The organism is Desulfoluna sp. CLI2B, from assembly GCF_056847375.1.
Map to the genome: position 1 here is coordinate 5,720,577 of NZ_CP186557.1, position 12,630 is coordinate 5,733,206.

A 12,630-nucleotide genomic window follows, 5' to 3' on the forward strand; every position below is an offset into this window, starting at 1 on the left:
TATGGCTGTATCGGTTTCACTTGAAGGGAAAACAGCGCTGGTCACCGGCGCAAGCCGGGGCATCGGAGAGGCCATTGCCATGGCCCTTGCAGAGGCCGGGGCGACGGTGGTGCTTTCGAGCCGTAAGATCGAAGGTCTCGAAGCGGTAAAGGCAAAAATCGAAGGGGCCGGGGGCAAAGCCCATGCCGTGGCCTGTCACACCGGGGACCTTGAACAGATTGCCCAGCTGACGGCAGAGGTCAAGCGCCTCTGCGGAGGGCTGGATATCCTGGTGAACAACGCCGCGGCCAATCCCCACTTCGGGCCCATGGTGGACGCCGAAGAGTGGGCCTGGGACAAGATCTTCGACGTAAACCTCAAGGGCCCGTTTTTTCTTATCCGGAACGCCGCTCCCCTGATGAAGGAGAGGGGCGGCGGAGCCATCGTCAACGTGGCGTCGGTGAACGGGGTCCGGCCTGCTTTTTTTCAAGGGGTCTACTCCGTGAGCAAGGCAGGGATGATCGCCATGACCCAGGCCCTGGCCAAGGAGATGGCCCCGGACAAAATTCGGGTCAACGCCCTGCTTCCGGGCCTGACCGACACCAAGTTCGCCTCTGCCATCACCCGGAATGAGGACATCATGAAGGAGGTGAACCGCCAGATCCCTGCAGGCCGCGTGGCCGAGCCCTCGGAGATGGCCGGTGCGGTCCTCTACCTTGTCTCGGACGCAGCCTCCTATGTGACGGGCAGTTCCCTGGTGGTGGACGGGGGCATGCTGGCCTGATTATTTTCTTTTTTCTAACGGTAAAGGCGTGTCTTTCGGAGAGAGCTCCGGGGGCATGCCTTTTTTTGTTTTGGCGACACGGCATGGGCGGAAAAGGGCTGCCGAGGGGATAGCCCCTCAAGGATAATGGCTTTTCGCGTGGTTTTAAAAAATGTTCCCCCTTTGTGGCAAATGAAAAACTATGGTAAAGATGTGAATGATATTCCTACACTATATGGCGGTGCACATCGGATTTCATGGTGTGCGCCAGGGTGATCGCAGATTATGAATGACTCCTCCCCGGAAAAGGGCGGTGGTTGAGAGCTTCAATGGATGATTCGCACCTTGACCCCGTCGCTGTTTTCCGCCGGTAAGGCCGTTTATTATGTTATGCGTGCCGGATCGTTTGCTCGGGGGGGCTTTTTTTTAATTGATTTAGGAGAAATCGTCCCACGCATGTATCGGAGATTTGTACATTATGCTCAAGGCAGGTATTTTTCTTGATGTAGACAACCTCAGCTTCAATGGTGGGTGGGGCATGCGTTACAGCGTCATTCGCGACCTGGTTTCGGCCCAGGACACCACCATTGTACGGGCCAACGCCTATCTGGCCGCGGATTTCGACCGGGAGGAGTTTGACCACGAGTACCGCATGCGCAGCGAAGAGTACCGAAACGCCATGCGCCGGGCCGGTTTTCACCTGATCTTAAAAACCGTGAAACGCTACTTTAACGACGACGGGGACACCGTGGTCAAGGCCAACGCCGACTTGGACCTGGCCGTGGATGCTCTGCTCCAGTCCGAAAACCTCGATTACGTGCTCATCGGCACCGGGGACGGCGACTTCCTGCGCCTGGTCAGGGCGCTTCAGAACCGGGGAAAGCGTGTGGACCTGCTCTCCTTTGATAACACCAGCTCCGAACTGCGCCGGGAAGTGGACAACAGTTTTTCAGGTTTTCTCGTGCCAGGGCTCATGCCCAGCCGGTTCGACAACAAACGCCGGCAGCGCGGTATCATCTCTTCCGTCAAAGAGGGCCGCGAGTACGGGTTTCTCAACATGCGTACCGGTCTGGGTGTCGGTGAGGTGCAGAGCAATGTCTTCTGTCACGTCAACGACTTCGAGCCCAAGATCGTCAGCGATCAGTTGATGCGCTACAAACGCGAAGGCGTCATCCTGGAGTTCGACGCCATCGAGCAGGGCCCGGACAAATACAAGGCGGAAAACATTCAGGTGTTTGACTGGAAAAACAGATAAAGCACATGCTCCGGGGCGTTGCCCCTTCACATGTGCAGACGGGCGGCGCCCGTGAGCGGGGATGTGGGGGCTGCTTGTCGCTGCGCGATAAATGACCACAGAACATGGCAAGGAAAAAGAAAAGGGCTCGTGATTCTTTTAAGATCACGAGCCCTTTTTTTGTAACGATTCCCTTGCCTCCGGCGGGTCGCTTTTTTGAAAAAAAGCTCCGCAAAAAACTTTCCGAAAGGTTAGAACAGTCGGAATCGCTGGAATTCATGGCAAAGCAGTCAAGACCTGTTTGTCTAACTTTTCAAACGTTTGGCCCCGGCAAGGTGTGCCACCTTGAAAGCAGGTTGCGGATGCGCTTTGCCCCTCGTTCCTCGGGTCAAATCATATCCGCCTTTAGAAGAGGTTTCATCAAAAATGGTTTTTTAAGACCTATTTGTTAAACTTTTTAAAAGTTTAGCCCCCGGCAGGGCCGCCGGAGGCCGTTTTCTGCCCTTAAGGCATCACCCCGTAGGCTTTGAGCTTTTTGTGCAGGGTTTTTCTATGAACGCCCATGCCTTGTGTTCTGGCTTTTGTTGTTACCGGTGGCGTCCAGGGTGAAGAGGATGGCCTCTTTTTCCACCTCTTCCAGGGGCCGGACTTCGCCGGAAAATCCGGCAGTGGCGTGGGCCGGTTCCAGTTGCTCTTCTTCCATGAGGCGCAGGGACTCGATGCCCACGTAGGGGCTCTGGCAGAGGACGACCCCGCGTTCCACGGTGTTGATGAGTTCGCGCACGTTACCGGGCCAGCGGTAGCGCACCAGCATGTCCATGGCTTCCGGAGTGAACCCGGAGATCTCTTTGCGGTTTTTTTCAGCCAGGCTCTTAAGGTAGTGCTGGGCGATGGGGGGGATGTCGTCGCGCCGCTCCCTCAAGGCGGGCAGGTAGAGGTCCACCACGTTGAGCCGGTAGTAGAGGTCTTCCCTGAATTTTCCCTCCCGCACAAGGTCCGCCAGGTTTTTGTTGGTGGCGGTGATGACGCGGACATCAATGGGGATGACCTCTTCGCCCCCCACCCGGGTGATCTCCCGCTCCTGCAGGACCCTCAAGAGCTTCACCTGCATGGACAGGGGCATCTCCGAGACCTCGTCCAAAAAGATGCTGCCTCCGTGGGCCTGGACGAATTTTCCCTCCTTGCGGCGCTGGGCGCCGGTGAAGGCCCCCTTTTCGTGGCCGAAGAGTTCGGACTCCAGGAGGGTCTCGGTGATGGCCGCGCAGTTGATCTTCACAAAGGGGCCTTCCCGCCGGGTGCTGTTGTAGTGGGTGGCCCCGGCGATGAGCTCCTTGCCGGTGCCCGACTCCCCGGTGATGAGGACCGTGGCCTCGGAGGTAGCCACCTGGGCCACGGTGTCCAGGAGCTGGGTCATCACGTTGCTTCGGGCGATGATGTTCTGCCGGTCGAACTGCTCCTTTAACGAAAGGCGCAGGCGCTGGTTCTCTTCCTGAAGGCGCTGGCGTTCCGTGGCCCGTTCGATGGTGAGGCGGAGCTTGTCGAAGTCGATGGGCTTGGTGAGGTAGTCGTAGGCTCCGTTTTTCAACGCCCCCACCGCCGTCTCAATGGAGGAGTAGGCGGTCATGATGATGATGGGAATGGCCGGGTTGATCTGGTTGATCTTCTCCATGGCTTCCAGGCCCGAAACCTTGAGCATGCGGATGTCCATGAGAATAAGGTCGAAGTAACGCTCCTTGACCATCTCGATGGCGGGCTCGCCGTCGTTGGCTTCAAAGATGGTGTAACCCCACCCGGTGAGAAGGGTGGCCAGCATGGTTCGATGGGAGGTGTCGTCGTCAACAACCAGAATCGAGAAGTTTTTTGTCATGATCTGTCTGCTCCGCTTTGGTTGGGATGACCAGGGTGATGGCGGTGCCTTCACCTTCGATGCTCTTGATACGGATTTCGCCACCGTGGGCTTCCACGATGTTGTGACTGACGGCCAGTCCCAGCCCGGTTCCAGATGCTTTGGTCGTAAAATAGGGATCAAAAATATGGGCGAGGTTCTCATCGGAGATGCCGCACCCGGTGTCGGTTACCGTGAGGACGAGATTGGTCGATCCCACGGGGCGTGTGACGTTCAAATCGATACTGCCCCCCGGTTCTGTTGCCTCAATGGCGTTTAAAAAGAGGTTGAGCAGCACCTGGCTGATCTTGTCCGGGTCAAAAAGGGCTGTCTCGGGTGCGTCGTCAAAGACCGTGGCGATGGTGATTCCCCGCTCCCTTGCCCGCATGCTCACAAGCTTGACGCAGTTATCGATGAAGGGATCGAGTTCCACCCGCTTGGGGGAGAGGCTCACGGGCCGGGCAAATTCCAGGAGCTGGCCAACCACCAGGTTGAGGCGGTCCACCTCTTTGATCATGATCTGGGCGATGTTCAAGTCGTTGGGGTTGTCCTTGTAACGCTCACTGAAATAGGTGGCAAATCCCTTGATGGAGCTCAAGGGGTTGCGGATTTCGTGGGCCACGCCCGCGGCGAGCTTGCCCACCGAGGCCAGGCGGCGGCTTCGCTCCACTTCCCGTTTCAGGCTCCGCACCTCGGTGAGGTCTTTGAAGAGGCAGAGGTACCCGGTGACCAGGTTCTCTTCGTCCCTCAAGGGCGCAGCGCTTACCTGAAGGGGAAGAAAGGCCCCCTGGGGGGTGGTGCATTCCACCTGGTCCTCCACCATGCCGATGCCGTATTTCAGCTCCTGGATGCGATCGGTGAACTCCCCGGGCAAGAGGGCCCGGGCTTCTTTGCCCGTGGTGTTGTCCGGCAGCTGCATCACCTTTTTGGCCACGTGGTTGAAGGAGAGGATCCGAAAGGAACTGTCAAAGGCCATGAGCCCGATGGGCAGGTTCTCCACGATGGTATCGGAAAACGCCTTTATGCGGGAGAGGGAGCTTCGCGTGGACTGGTAGGCCTGGATCATGAACAGGAGGATCACCCCCCCGAACCCGGACAGGAGCAGCACCACCCCGGAGATGAGGGAGTCCTGCATCTCGATTTTCCCGGCTTTTTCCACGGAGCTCATGTCCAGGCCCACGAAGATGATGCGCTCCGGGGCCTTTTCCAGCTGGAGCACGGCGTCGGGGAGGACCCGGTTGTCGTACTTGGAGATCTGCATCCGCAAGAGGCTGGAGGCCTCCTGGGTGAATCGGCGGAAGATGACCAGGGTCTGCTTGCCCCCCTCTTCATGAATGATCTGCCAGAAGAGGCGGCCGGAACCGGCGATGCGCTTCAAGTCCAGCTCTTTGCCCTGGTAGGTGAGGTTCAGGTGCTTGCCTGCCAGGGAGGCTTTGTTGTGGGCGATGATGCGGCCATCGTCCTGGGCCACGAGGATATAGGAGATGTCGGGCTGGCGGGCTGTTTCAAAGAGGAGTTTCTGGAGTTTTCGGTTCTCCCGGAAGCTGTCGGCCATGAAGCCTGTACGGGTGCTGGCCTCAAAGGAGCGGATCAGGGCCGCGCCTTTTTCGATGAGGAGCTGGATACTGTTTTCCCGCTGGCGCTTGATTTTGTCAAAGGTGACCCAGGAGGAGATGGGCAGAAGCACCACGACCGCTCCGATAAAGATCCAGGGCGGGACTTCCGACCAGAATTTCCGTTCCGATGGCATACCGTCTCTCTTGTTTTATAATGGTTCAGGGCATGGCCCGGTCACCGGACCGGGGGGATGGTGCATAAAGCCCAATGGAATCTGAATAGCAAAACCGGTGCCAGGCCGTGCGCCACCGGGCCCTGCCTGGTGAGACCTGGCTTCAAGACCCTTACCTGAAAGGCCGATACAGGTCCCGAGACCGTTTTGATGGACAAACGGGAGCTGTACCGCTTTGAGGCAAAGCGGGCGTTTTCTGGCACAGGTGGTTAAAAAATAACCATGGCCATCCGGTTACATGGGAATCATATGGCTAAAAAGTATCCACTATGTGGCCCGGGCCTGCAAGAAAAAAAAGAACGCGGCTGTTGAAGAACCATGAAGGCTGTTTATCTTTTCTATGATGACAGTCGGTTACGGGATGCTTCTGTGGGTTGACTTCAAAGCTTGGCACAGCGGTTGCACTACTCGTCTCCAAGCCTTCCGAAGGCCCGGCTTGTTCAGCAAGACGCAACACACCCAAAGAAGCCTCTTTTCCCCCTTTTGGAAAACCCCTCCGAGCCGGGCCCTTCGGAAGATTTTTTTAAAACGAGACGACAACGTTTAACAACGGAGCTACCCCATAGATGATGCACACACGAGAAACAGCCATCCCGCAATCGTCACACCCTTTACGTATCGCTGCCCTGATGATGCTTTCCTTGGCCGTGCTCCTGACGGCCGTTCCCGTCAGGGCGGAAGCCGTCAAGATGATCCCCGCCGATTTTTCCGAGCTGGCGGAGAAAGCCTCTCCGTCCGTGGTGAACATTCGTACCGAGAAAACAGTCAACGGCGGTGGCCGTGTCTCCCGGCATTTTCAGGGCATGGACCCCAACGATCCCATGAACGAGTTCTTCGAGCGGTTTTTCGGGGATCAGCGCCAGCGTGAGTTCAAGCAGCGCAGCCTGGGCTCCGGCTTTATCGTGGATCCCTCGGGCTACATTGTGACCAACAACCACGTGGTGGAGAACACCACGGAGATCAAGGTGATCCTCAAGGACGGCCATGAGTACGAGGCCACCATTGCGGGGCGTGATCCCAGTACGGACCTGGCCCTGATCAAGATCGATGCCGATAAAGAGCTTCCCGCCCTTGAGCTGGGGGACACCCAGGAGATCAAGGTGGGCCAGTGGGTCATGGCCATCGGCAATCCCTTCGGCCTGGGGCACACGGTTACCACCGGCATTGTCAGCGCCAAGGGGCGGGTCCTGGGCAGCGGGCCCTACGACGACTACATTCAGACCGACACCTCCATCAACCCCGGGAACAGCGGGGGCCCCCTTCTGGACCTTGAAGGTCGGGTGATCGGTATCAACACCGCCATTATCCAGGGCGGCCAGGGGCTTGGGTTCGCCATTCCCGTGAAGCTTGCGGCGGGTATCATCGCCCAGCTCAAAGAGGACGGCAACGTGACCCGCGGGTGGCTCGGGGTCTCCATCCAGGCAATAATTCAAGGTGACGTGGTGAAATACTACGGACTTCCCGGTGCCAAAGGGGTCATGATCATGGACGCCTTCAAGGGTGATCCTGCGGAGAAGGCGGGTATCAGGGCCAAGGACATCATTCTTTCCATCGACGGCAAAAAAGTGGAGACCTTAAAAGACCTCACCGGCATTGTGGCCTCCCAGAAGGTGGGGGACAAGGTCAAGGTCACCTTTCTCAGGAACGGCAAAGAGAAGACCGTGAAGGTCAAGATCGGCAAGCGTGAAGATCGCAGGACCGCAGGCGCCCAGGGCATGGGCAGCGGGGACACGGATCTGGGCATCGACATCGCCTCCATCTCCCCGGAGATGGCCAAGCGCTTCAACCTGTCCGACACCCAGGGGGTCCTCATCACCGGGGTGAAGCCCCGAAGCAAAGGCAGCCAGATCGGCCTGGTCCACGGTGACATCATCAAAGAGGTCAATCACACGCCCATTCGCTCCGAAGACGATTACTTCGAGGTGCTGGAGGGCATTGATGAGGGTGAGCAGGTGGACATGCTCATCATCCGCAGAGGCCGGGGGTATGCCCTGGTCCGGTTCACAAAATAGGCCATGATCCAAACCTGAAGGACATACCATCCTATCGCGGCCCGGTGGCCCGGGCCGTCACGGTGTTCACATATAGCTTCATCCTTTATTCTCCTGAATTGCAGTGGTGCAATACGTAAAACCCCCGTGGCATGGTGCCCCGGGGGTTTTGCGTTTGGCCCTGGCCCTGGATCCGGCACGGGTGACCATTCAGCTCAAAAAAGCCTTCGCAAGTTGGGGGCCAGGTGATCATCCCCTAGACGCCGGAGGCTTGTTTCTGCTCCCTATTTTAACCATAGAAGGCGAGCAGACTCGTTATCGGTAAGATCGTGTTCCAGTGTGGCATGCCTTGCCTGTCTTTGTGCGTTGCTGGGGCAGGTGGCTACAAAGTAACCAAAGCGTTGGGGGGAGGGGGTAATCATGTGGTTAAAAAGTATCCATGGCAAGGGCGAGGTGGCGAGCTCTGCAAAGGGGAAAAACGTATGCTGAATTTTTTTGCTATGGGTATGTCCTTTTATAAAGGATTGTTATGTATTTTTACCAAAAATAAATCTTGGTTTGGCACGCGGGTTGCAAATTAACCAGGACAAGCCTCTCGAAGGCCCGGCTCAACCGAACAAAACGCAAAACAACCCAAAGAAACCTCTTTTCCCCCTTTTTTGGAAATCCCTTTGAGCCGGGTCCTTCGGAAGCTGTTTTAAAGAATCTCCTCATCGCGATCCGGTGGCCCGGGTCGTCAACACGGTGTTTACATATATTCTTCATCCTCCTATCTCCATAAGGTTGAAGGGGGTGCCGCAAGGCACCCCCCGAAATCTGAAAACAGCAAGACCCTTTTCTGAAGCGCCCTTAAGGGGACGGTTCAGGGAAAAAAATCATCCTTATATTCTCCTAAATTGTAGTGGTGTAAAACCCCCGGGGCAACGGTGCCCCGGGGGTTTTGCTTTTTGGGCAAGTGCGTGGTGGAAACAGCGATCAGGGGGACGCAACGGCCATGGGCCCGGTACTCCATGGGGAAGAGAGCATTCCTTCTGAGAAAAGAGCCTTTGGTGAGCCTTCAGCGGTGACTCCCCCGTTTTCAAGGGGCACTACGTGGGCTGCCAGGGCGCGGATTTCATCAGGTGCATGGCTGACGTAGAGAACGGGGATGGAGACGTGGGCCGCGAGCTTTTTGATATAGGGGATCACTTCGGCCTTTCGTGCCGTATCCAGGGAGGCCAGGGGCTCGTCCATGAGGAGCATGGCCGGGCTGGTCAAAAGGGCCCTGCCGATGGCCACCCGCTGTTTTTCCCCTCCGGAGAGACCTGCCGGTCGCCTGGTGAGGAGATGGCCGATGCCCAAAAGGGAGGTTACCTCATCAAAATTCACAAAACGAAGGGCAGCGGGCGTCCTTCGCATGCCGTAGGTGAGGTTGGACCGCACCGAAAGGTGGGGAAAGAGCCGTCCCTCCTGAAACACATACCCGATGCGCCTCTTTTCCGGGGGCAGGTCAATGCCCTGCTTTGAATCAAAGAGACAGAGCCCGTTAGCGCGGTGCGGCAGCGGCCGCCGCCGCCGCCATCTTCGCCGCGATTCCCGCCCCGGACGGGCCGAAAAGCGCCGTGACCCCGGTTCCGGGGGCCTCAAAGGCTACATCCAGGATAAACCGGCCCTGTGTATGGTGGATCTGTAAATTCAGCATGGGATTGAATCCTTCCTTGTCACTGTTCAGCGTATGCCTCCGGCGGACCTGCCGGGGCCAAACGTTTGAAACGTTTGATAAACAGGTTTTAACAACTGATTCAGTTTGATCTGACTCAAAGGCGAATGTGATTTTCCATGAGGAACGAAGGGGAAAGCGCATTCGCAACTTGCTTTCAAGGTGGCACACCTTGCCGCCGGAAGCTGATTTTCGGAGCTGAATTGTTACCCCTCATTTATGCCTTCATGCGGGCTGCGACTCGGCGGGCAAGGGTCTCGGAAACGATGAGGGCCACCATGGCGATGAGTACCGACAGGATGCACAGGCGCATGGCACCGGTCTCGCCGGCCGGCACCTGGGTGAGGGTGTAGAGGGCCAGGGGCAGGGTCTGGGTCTCTCCCCGGATGTTGGAGACAAAGGTGATGGTGGCACCGAACTCCCCCAGGCTCCGGGCAAAGGCCAGGAGGGTTCCCGTGAGGATTCCCGGGGCCATGAGGGGCAGGGTCACCGTGAAGAAGACCGCGACGGGTCCGGCACCCAGGGTGCGGGCCGCGGCTTCCAGTCCCGGGTCCACACTCTCCAGGGAGAGGCGTACGGCGCAGACAGGCAAAGGGCCGTGGGCCGGGCTGCAGCCGTTTGCCCTTTCCAGGTAAAGGGAAAGGCCAGGGAGATGCCCAGGTAGTTGAAGAGGGGGCCTCCGATGGCACCGTTTCGCCCCAGGAGCACCAGCAGCAGGTACCCCATGACCACAGGCGGTAGGACCAGGGGCAGGTGGACCAGCGCCTCCAGGAGGGATTTTCCGGGAAACCGGCCCCTGGCAAGGGCCCAGGCCGTCAAGATCCCTACGGGCAGGCTGAGCACCACGGCCCAGCCTGCCACCTGGAGGCTTAAGGCCACGGCTTCACGCTCCAAGGCGGTAAGGGTAAAAATGCCCATTACCTGACGCCGAATCCGTATTTTTGAAAGACAGCCCGGGCCTCCGGGGTCTGCAGGAAGTCAAGGAATCGCCGGGCTTCTTCGGCGTTGCCTCCCTTGACGGCGGCCACGGGGTAGACAATGGGCGGGTGGCAGGACTCGGGAAAGGTCCCCACCACGCGCACTTTTTTTGAGATGGCGGCATCGGTGGCGTAGACGAGGCCCAAGGGGCATTCACCGCGTTCCACCAGCACCAGGGCTGCCCGAACATCTTTCATGGGGGCCAGGCGATCTTTGACTTCATCCCAGGACCCAAGGCTCTCCAGGGCATTTTTGCCGTACATGCCCGCCGGGACGTGGCCGGGGTCTCCCATGGCCAGGCGGCCGGTTTCGCCCAGGGCCGAGGCAGGGGAAAAACCCGGTTTGACAACCATGTCCGTGAGGGCACTTTTCGCCGGCGCGATGAGGACGATGCGGTTTTTCGCGGGAGAGATGACGGCTTCCCTGGCCCACCAGGCCCTTTTGGGCGATGTAATCCATCCATTTGGTGTTTGCCGACAGGTAGACATCAGCGGGCGCCCCGTTTCCGATCTGTTTGGCCAGGGTGGAGGAGGAGGCAAAGGAGGGAACCATGCGGCCAAGCTTTCGGGCGGCATAGAGTTCGCCGATGTCTGTGATTGCGTTGGTGGTGGATGCGGCGGCAAACACCACCACATCGGCCCGTGCAACGTCCAGGCCTGACAGGAAGATCAGGGCGGCGGCCATGAGGGAAGCTGTGCGTGTGAACGGTTTCATCAGTTGGGTTTCCTTTGCGAGTATTTGTCTGGCGTATATATAGCGTTTTTAAACGTCATTTGACATACTCACATTGCATTTGGTAAGAAATCGGTCAATTCCTTTTTGGCTTTTTGTGCGTCCGAAAGGCCCATGGCCAACGAATATGAGGAGAGTTCCATGCAACTGATTCGAAACCTGTCGGCGCATTTTTCCGACAAGGCGAGCCGTACCATTGTGACCTCTGTGACCATCGGCCTGAAGTACACGGCCGTGACCACCGACGACGGGGGCATTGGCCTGGCCTGGACAGACCCTTCGTCCCTGGGCTGCGGAAAGGCCGGGGAGTATCGGGATTTTGAAGGCCTGCCTGCCACCGAGCTTCTGGACCTTTTGCAGTCCGGCGTGCCACTTCACCGCACCATGGCTCTGGCCCTGGTCAACGCCCTGAACTACCACGAGGCCTGCGAGTACCCGGAGGATGCCGGTGACGGAGGCTGGATGGATTCCTTTGCCATCGGCCCGGAGACCCGGGTGGCCATGGTGGGGTTCTTTCGGCCCCTTATGAAAAAGTTTACGGCCCGGGGCGCTTCTGTGGAGGTTCTGGACGATACCCAGGGCGTGGGTGATCGCCCTTCCTTTCTTCAAAAACTCAACGGCTGGGCCGAGGTGTTGTTACTTACCTCCACCTCCATATTGAATCGCAGCACCGAAGAACTCCTTGCCCTGCTGCCCCGGGACATGACCCGGGTCATCATGATTGGGCCCAGCACCCCGGTGGTTCCCGAGGCCTTTAGCCATCTTCCCGTGCGCATCCTGGCAGGTACCGTTCCTGAAGACCAGGCCGCCGTTGTGCGTGCTGTTCGGCACGGGCAGGGCACCCCGGTGATCCATCGCTTCAGCCGCAAAGTGTGCGCCGTGCAGCCCATCGGTTAATCCTGGTTGAAAAACCGCCTGCCTTCTGATGGACGATTACACTCTTAACGTGGCCTTCTCTCGGCCCACTGTGGAGGTGGGCTTTGCCCCGTAGTCATGGCCGGGCCATACCACCGTGTCCCCCGGCAGGGTGAAGATCTTTTCGCGCAGGGAGCGCTTCAGGATTTTCAGGCTGCCCCCGGGAAGGTCTGTTCTGCCCACCCCTCCCACAAACAGGGTGTCCCCGGTGATAACGTGGCCGGGCGTGTAGAGGCAAATGCCTCCCCGGGTGTGCCCGGGCGTATGAAGGACCGTGAGGCGACCCTTTCCCACCTCGATGACGGAGCCGTCTTTCAGCAGCCGGGACGGCTTGGGCGATCCCTTGCCTCCCAGGGCCCGTGTGAGGGTGCGGTTTCCGATGCCGGAAAGCGCCTTGGCGTCGTCACGGTGAATCATCAAGGGAGCACCGGTGGCCGCCACCACCGCCCGGTTGCCTGCCGTATGGTCGCTGTGGCAGTGGGTGTTGACGAGTCCCACCACCTCCAGTCCCAGGATGTGGACCTCCCGTAGAATCCGTTTTACCTCAAAGGCCGGATCCACCAGAAGGCAGCGATGTGTGGCTTTGTCTTCAACGATGTAGGCAAAGGTGGCCATTTTTGCCAGGCGAATCTGATGTATGTTCATGGGGGCTCCTGCAAAAGGGT

Annotated in this window: 12 protein-coding genes and 1 pseudogene; 4 read left to right on the forward strand and 9 right to left on the reverse strand. The window is 58.3% G+C overall.

The window, feature by feature from the left end:
* Position 1: 1 nt before the first annotated feature.
* Together ACOYW2_RS26560 and ACOYW2_RS26565 are read left to right on the forward strand one after the other, a co-directional pair.
* A complete protein-coding gene (locus ACOYW2_RS26560) occupies positions 2–763 on the forward strand; it encodes an SDR family oxidoreductase (protein WP_482418770.1) in 762 nt (253 codons plus the stop codon).
* A gap of 457 nt (positions 764–1,220) precedes the next feature.
* A complete protein-coding gene (locus ACOYW2_RS26565) occupies positions 1,221–1,997 on the forward strand; it encodes a LabA-like NYN domain-containing protein (protein ID WP_482768520.1) in 777 nt (258 codons plus the stop codon).
* A gap of 529 nt (positions 1,998–2,526) precedes the next feature.
* Here the strand turns inward: ACOYW2_RS26565 and ACOYW2_RS26570 are convergent.
* The gene (locus tag ACOYW2_RS26570) at positions 2,527–3,843 is read right to left on the reverse strand and encodes a sigma-54-dependent transcriptional regulator (protein ID WP_482768521.1); all 1,317 of its coding nucleotides are present in this window, start codon (positions 3,841–3,843) and stop codon (positions 2,527–2,529) included.
* Positions 3,812–5,611, reverse strand: a complete 1,800-nt coding sequence (locus ACOYW2_RS26575) for an ATP-binding protein (protein ID WP_482418772.1) — start codon at positions 5,609–5,611, stop codon at positions 3,812–3,814. Before ACOYW2_RS26575 ends, ACOYW2_RS26570 begins: the two co-directional genes overlap by 32 nt.
* A 605-nt stretch (positions 5,612–6,216) precedes the next feature.
* Here ACOYW2_RS26575 and ACOYW2_RS26580 point away from each other — a divergent pair.
* Entirely contained in the window at positions 6,217–7,662 is a 1,446-nt protein-coding gene (locus tag ACOYW2_RS26580) for a Do family serine endopeptidase (protein ID WP_482420681.1), read from the forward strand.
* Positions 7,663–8,616: 954 nt separating this feature from the next.
* Here the strand turns inward: ACOYW2_RS26580 and ACOYW2_RS26585 are convergent.
* The 6 genes and pseudogenes from ACOYW2_RS26585 to ACOYW2_RS26610 all read right to left on the reverse strand — a co-directional run.
* Entirely contained in the window at positions 8,617–9,099 is a 483-nt protein-coding gene (locus ACOYW2_RS26585; RefSeq protein ID WP_482768522.1) for an ATP-binding cassette domain-containing protein, read from the reverse strand.
* A 67-nt stretch (positions 9,100–9,166) separates the two neighbouring features.
* Entirely contained in the window at positions 9,167–9,322 is a 156-nt protein-coding gene (locus tag ACOYW2_RS26590; protein ID WP_482768523.1) for a hypothetical protein, read from the reverse strand.
* 235 nt (positions 9,323–9,557) lie between these two features.
* A complete protein-coding gene (locus ACOYW2_RS26595; RefSeq protein WP_482768524.1) occupies positions 9,558–9,896 on the reverse strand; it encodes an ABC transporter permease subunit in 339 nt (112 codons plus the stop codon).
* Entirely contained in the window at positions 9,827–10,258 is a 432-nt protein-coding gene (locus ACOYW2_RS26600; protein ID WP_482768525.1) for an ABC transporter permease, read from the reverse strand. The genes ACOYW2_RS26595 and ACOYW2_RS26600 overlap by 70 nt, the downstream gene beginning before the upstream one ends.
* On the reverse strand, positions 10,258–10,671 hold the full coding sequence (gene modA / locus ACOYW2_RS26605; RefSeq protein ID WP_482768526.1) for a molybdate ABC transporter substrate-binding protein: 414 nt from the start codon (positions 10,669–10,671) through the stop codon (positions 10,258–10,260). The genes ACOYW2_RS26600 and modA overlap by 1 nt, the downstream gene beginning before the upstream one ends.
* A gap of 121 nt (positions 10,672–10,792) precedes the next feature.
* Positions 10,793–11,032, reverse strand: a pseudogene (locus tag ACOYW2_RS26610) (substrate-binding domain-containing protein); the annotation flags it as partial.
* 159 nt (positions 11,033–11,191) lie between these two features.
* On the opposite strand from ACOYW2_RS26610, the gene ACOYW2_RS26615 reads away from it, so the two are divergent.
* Entirely contained in the window at positions 11,192–11,947 is a 756-nt protein-coding gene (locus tag ACOYW2_RS26615; RefSeq protein ID WP_482768527.1) for a Rossmann-like domain-containing protein, read from the forward strand.
* Between the two features lie 36 nt (positions 11,948–11,983).
* On the opposite strand, the gene ACOYW2_RS26620 is transcribed toward ACOYW2_RS26615, so the two are convergent.
* Positions 11,984–12,610, reverse strand: coding sequence for an MBL fold metallo-hydrolase (locus tag ACOYW2_RS26620; protein WP_482768528.1), 627 nt, complete (start codon positions 12,608–12,610; stop codon positions 11,984–11,986).
* Between the last annotated feature and the right edge of the window lie 20 nt (positions 12,611–12,630).

Bases quoted from the DNA above. Each gene is read 5' to 3' on its own strand.
- ACOYW2_RS26580 (WP_482420681.1), top strand. From the start codon at position 6,217: ATGATGCACACACGAGAAACAGCCATCCCGCAATCGTCACACCCTTTA.
- ACOYW2_RS26565 (WP_482768520.1), top strand. From the start codon at position 1,221: ATGCTCAAGGCAGGTATTTTTCTTGATGTAGACAACCTCAGCTTCAAT.
- ACOYW2_RS26575 (WP_482418772.1), bottom strand. From the start codon at position 5,611: ATGCCATCGGAACGGAAATTCTGGTCGGAAGTCCCGCCCTGGATCTTT.
- ACOYW2_RS26570 (WP_482768521.1), bottom strand. From the start codon at position 3,843: ATGACAAAAAACTTCTCGATTCTGGTTGTTGACGACGACACCTCCCAT.
- ACOYW2_RS26590 (WP_482768523.1), bottom strand. From the start codon at position 9,322: ATGCTGAATTTACAGATCCACCATACACAGGGCCGGTTTATCCTGGAT.
- ACOYW2_RS26600 (WP_482768525.1), bottom strand. From the start codon at position 10,258: ATGGGCATTTTTACCCTTACCGCCTTGGAGCGTGAAGCCGTGGCCTTA.
- modA (WP_482768526.1), bottom strand. From the start codon at position 10,671: ATGGTTGTCAAACCGGGTTTTTCCCCTGCCTCGGCCCTGGGCGAAACC.
- ACOYW2_RS26560 (WP_482418770.1), top strand. From the start codon at position 2: ATGGCTGTATCGGTTTCACTTGAAGGGAAAACAGCGCTGGTCACCGGC.
- ACOYW2_RS26620 (WP_482768528.1), bottom strand. From the start codon at position 12,610: ATGAACATACATCAGATTCGCCTGGCAAAAATGGCCACCTTTGCCTAC.
- ACOYW2_RS26615 (WP_482768527.1), top strand. From the start codon at position 11,192: ATGCAACTGATTCGAAACCTGTCGGCGCATTTTTCCGACAAGGCGAGC.